The sequence below is a fragment of the Myroides sp. LoEW2-1 genome, from assembly GCF_009767705.1.
GTDB classification, from domain to species: domain Bacteria; phylum Bacteroidota; class Bacteroidia; order Flavobacteriales; family Flavobacteriaceae; genus Flavobacterium; species Flavobacterium album_A.
On record NZ_WSPP01000159.1, the window covers coordinates 1 to 3,642 of the forward strand.

Consider the following 3,642-nt stretch of genomic DNA (forward strand, 5'->3'; position numbering starts at 1 on the left):
ATTGCAATGCGACTCTCAGCTTTTTTAATATATCGTTATTGTTCATTCTCTCTGATTTTTGCAAAGGTAAGTAAAATATTTACAGTTTGTCTTTTAAAGCTTTTATTTCATCTCTTAAACGAGCAGCATTTATAAAGTCAAGATCTTTCGCAGCCTTTTCCATTTCCTTTCTTTTCTCTCTAATCATTTTTTCTATATCTGCTTTTGACTTGTATTTTATTTCATTTTCTGCAGCTTTTTGCAAGATAGCTTGTTGGTTTTCTTCATAAGTAGGTTTTAGTAAATCACTTCCAATCTTCTTGTGAATAGCCTGAGGAGTTATCTTATTTTTGGTGTTGTACTCAATTTGTTTGCTTCGGCGATAATTTGTTTCGTCAATAGTTTTCTGCATGCTATCGGTAATTTTGTCTGCATACATGATTGCTTTTCCATGAACGTTTCGGGCTGCTCTACCAACTGTTTGAGTAAGTGACCTGTGACTTCTTAGGAACCCTTCTTTGTCCGCATCCAAAATAGCTACAAGGGAAACTTCAGGTAAGTCTAATCCCTCTCTAAGCAAGTTCACTCCGATTAGTACATCAAATAATCCTTTTCTCAGATCTTGCATGATTTCAACTCTTTCAAGGGTGTCAATATCTGAGTGTACATATCTACATCTAACACCAACTTTGGTAAAGTATTTAGCAAGTTCCTCTGCCATTCTTTTGGTTAGTGTAGTAACAAGAATTCTTTCGTCTACTTCAACTCTCTCTTGTATTTCGTTGATTAGATCATCAATTTGATTTTCGGTTGGTCGTACTTCTATAATAGGGTCTAGAAGGCCTGTCGGTCTAATCAATTGCTCTACATATATACCTTCTGATTTTTGTAATTCGTAATCTGCAGGAGTGGCCGAAACATATACGACTTGATTCTGCATAGCCTCAAACTCCTCAAATTTTAAAGGTCTGTTATCTAAAGCTGCTGGTAATCTAAAACCGTATTCTACCAAGTTTTCTTTTCTTGATCTATCGCCTCCATACATTGCGTGTACTTGTGAAACTGTTACGTGACTTTCGTCAATAACCATCAAGTAATCTTTTGGAAAATAATCTAATAAGCAGAAAGGGCGAGTCCCAGGGTCTCTGCCATCCAGGTATCTTGAGTAATTTTCTATACCAGAACAATAGCCTAATTCGCGTATCATTTCAAGGTCGAAATTCGTTCTTTCTTCCAGCCTTTTTGCTTCGAGGTGTTTTCCAATTTCTTTGAAATACTCTACTTGTTTTACCATATCTTGTTGTATTTCCCAAATGGCTTTTTGTAGTACATCGGGAGAAGTAACAAACATATTTGCGGGATAGATGGTCAGTTGTGTGTATTTTTCAATTACTTGAGAAGTGTTCTTATCAAATACTTCAATATCTTCAATCTCATCGCCAAAAAAGTGAATTCGGAAAGGATCGTCTGCATAACTTGGAAATATTTCGACAGTGTCTCCTTTGATTCTAAAGTTTCCTGGTGTAAAATCAGCTTCTGTTCTTGAATATAGACTTTGAACTAATTTATGTAATAGTTTAGTTCTACTTATCTGCTGATCTAATTCTAAAGAAATAACATTCTTTTGAAATTCTGTAGGATTTCCTATACCATAAAGACACGATACTGATGCGACTACCAATATATCTCTGCGTCCTGATAAAAGGGCAGAGGTGGTGCTTAGACGCATTTTCTCCAATTCCTCGTTTATTGATAAGTCTTTCTCTATATATTGTCCTGTAACAGGTATAAATGCTTCTGGTTGATAGTAATCATAGTAAGAGACAAAGTATTCCACTGCATTATTAGGAAAAAAGCTTTTGAACTCTGAATACAATTGTGCTGCAAGTGTTTTATTGTGCGCAAGTACAAGAGTAGGGCGTTGTACTTCTTGGATAACATTGGCTACTGTGAATGTTTTACCTGAACCAGTCACTCCGACTAAAGTCTGATATTTTTCATCGTCAAGTATTCCTTTACTTAGCTTTTGTATTGCTTGGGGTTGATCTCCAGTAGGGTTGTAATCTGATTTAACTTCAAACTTCATATTCAAACGGTATAATAGAATATGCAAAGTTAGTTAATATAAAGCAAAAAAGCGCAAGAGTTACCTTGCGCTTTCTATATAAAAACAGAATGTTTTAATTTAATTAGTTGATTTTGAAAACAACTTTTCTTGCAATCTTACGAGCTGCAGCTGAATCTTTAGAAACAGCGTCATCGATTCCGTTTCCTTTAGCAGAAACTTTAGAAGCGCTAACTCCAGATTTTACAATGATATCTTTAACAGCGTTTGCACGTCTTTCAGATAATTTATTGTTGTAATCTTTGTTACCTACTGCATCAGCATATCCGATAACTTCAACAGAAGCAGATGGATTGTTTCTTAAGTAGTTAACGATAAAGTTGATTCCGTCAACAGTTGTTGGTTGAGCTTTATCAAAGTCAAAGTAAGCAGCAACATATCCTTTGTTTACTAATTCTTTGATCATTGCAGCGTCATCAGCACTAACTCCTTTGTTTAAATCACCATATTTCTCATCGATAAATTTCTCAATGTTATCAGCGATACCATTGTTGTTAGAATCGATACTTCTTCCTTTAGAATCAACTAAAGTGTTTGCAGGTGTATTAGGTTCTAAATCTAAATAATCTGGCACACCGTCATTGTCAGTGTCTTTAAGATCATTCTCGATTTTAGTTAATCTGTTAGTTAACTCAGCAATAACTTCGTTTTCTTTAGCAGCTTCAGCATACCAGTCAGCATGTTGAGCGTGTTTTCCAAGATAAACAGAAACCCCAACAGTTGCGTTGAACATAGTTCCTTGGAATACAGATCTATTAGTTGCAGTTACACCGTCCCAGTTATTGTTTTGTTGTAAACTTTGAATAACAGTAAAGTCAGCGTTTAAAGCGATTCTACGGTGAACTTTAATTTGTCCAGTTAAACCAGCCATTAAGTGTCCCATGTTATCAGTTCCACTGAATTTGTCTCCATTCATCCAAGAGTATCCCCCCCCTGCGTGTACTTGTGCATTTAATACACTAGTCCAGCTTTCGAAGTTTAATACTCTACCTAAATTTACAACTCCTTCTAAACTTGTTCTGTAGTGGTTTGTCTCAATGTCAGCCTTGTTAGTCCACTCATTAAGTCTATCGTATCCAAATGATGCTTTAACACCAAATTTGTTGTTGATACTATAACGTACACCTCCATCTAAGTGCATATTTTTAAATGTTTCTCCAGCAAATCCTGGTGAAAGAGTTCTTGCAGGTTTTGCAAAACCACCATTTAAATCAATAGACCATTTGTTATAGTCCTGCGCAGAAGCAGTACCAAATACAAATAGAGAAGCTAATAACGGTAATGTTAATTTTTTCATAGTTATCATTTTAATTTCCTTTAAAAGTAAGATTATTCATTTATCTCACTTTTTACTAATTGCTTTACAAGGCAAATATAATAGAAAGATTTTGATTATCTTTATTTTTTGAAGTTTTTTATAAAAAACACGCAGAAATTGACTAATTAAATTTATTAAAATCATATATGTCTTATATCTCAAAAATATTTGTCACTGTTGACATTGTTTTACTTAAGAAAGAAAATACTGAAGTAAAAGT

At 34.5% G+C, this 3,642-nt stretch carries 2 protein-coding genes; both read right to left on the reverse strand.

The window, feature by feature from the left end; all coding sequences use genetic code 11:
* Positions 1–79 precede the first annotated feature (79 nt).
* Positions 80–2,065: an excinuclease ABC subunit UvrB gene (gene uvrB, locus GOQ24_RS09660; RefSeq protein ID WP_155092454.1), complete on the reverse strand. Its 1,986-nt coding sequence runs from the start codon at positions 2,063–2,065 to the stop codon at positions 80–82.
* 103 nt (positions 2,066–2,168) lie between these two features.
* Complete coding sequence (locus GOQ24_RS09665; protein ID WP_155092455.1) at positions 2,169–3,401, reverse strand: OmpA family protein; 1,233 nt, start codon at positions 3,399–3,401, stop codon at positions 2,169–2,171.
* Between the last annotated feature and the right edge of the window lie 241 nt (positions 3,402–3,642).

Excerpts from the sequence above, each read along its gene's own strand:
- uvrB (WP_155092454.1), bottom strand. The coding sequence starts at position 2,065 with ATGAAGTTTGAAGTTAAATCAGATTACAACCCTACTGGAGATCAACCC.
- GOQ24_RS09665 (WP_155092455.1), bottom strand. The coding sequence starts at position 3,401 with ATGAAAAAATTAACATTACCGTTATTAGCTTCTCTATTTGTATTTGGT.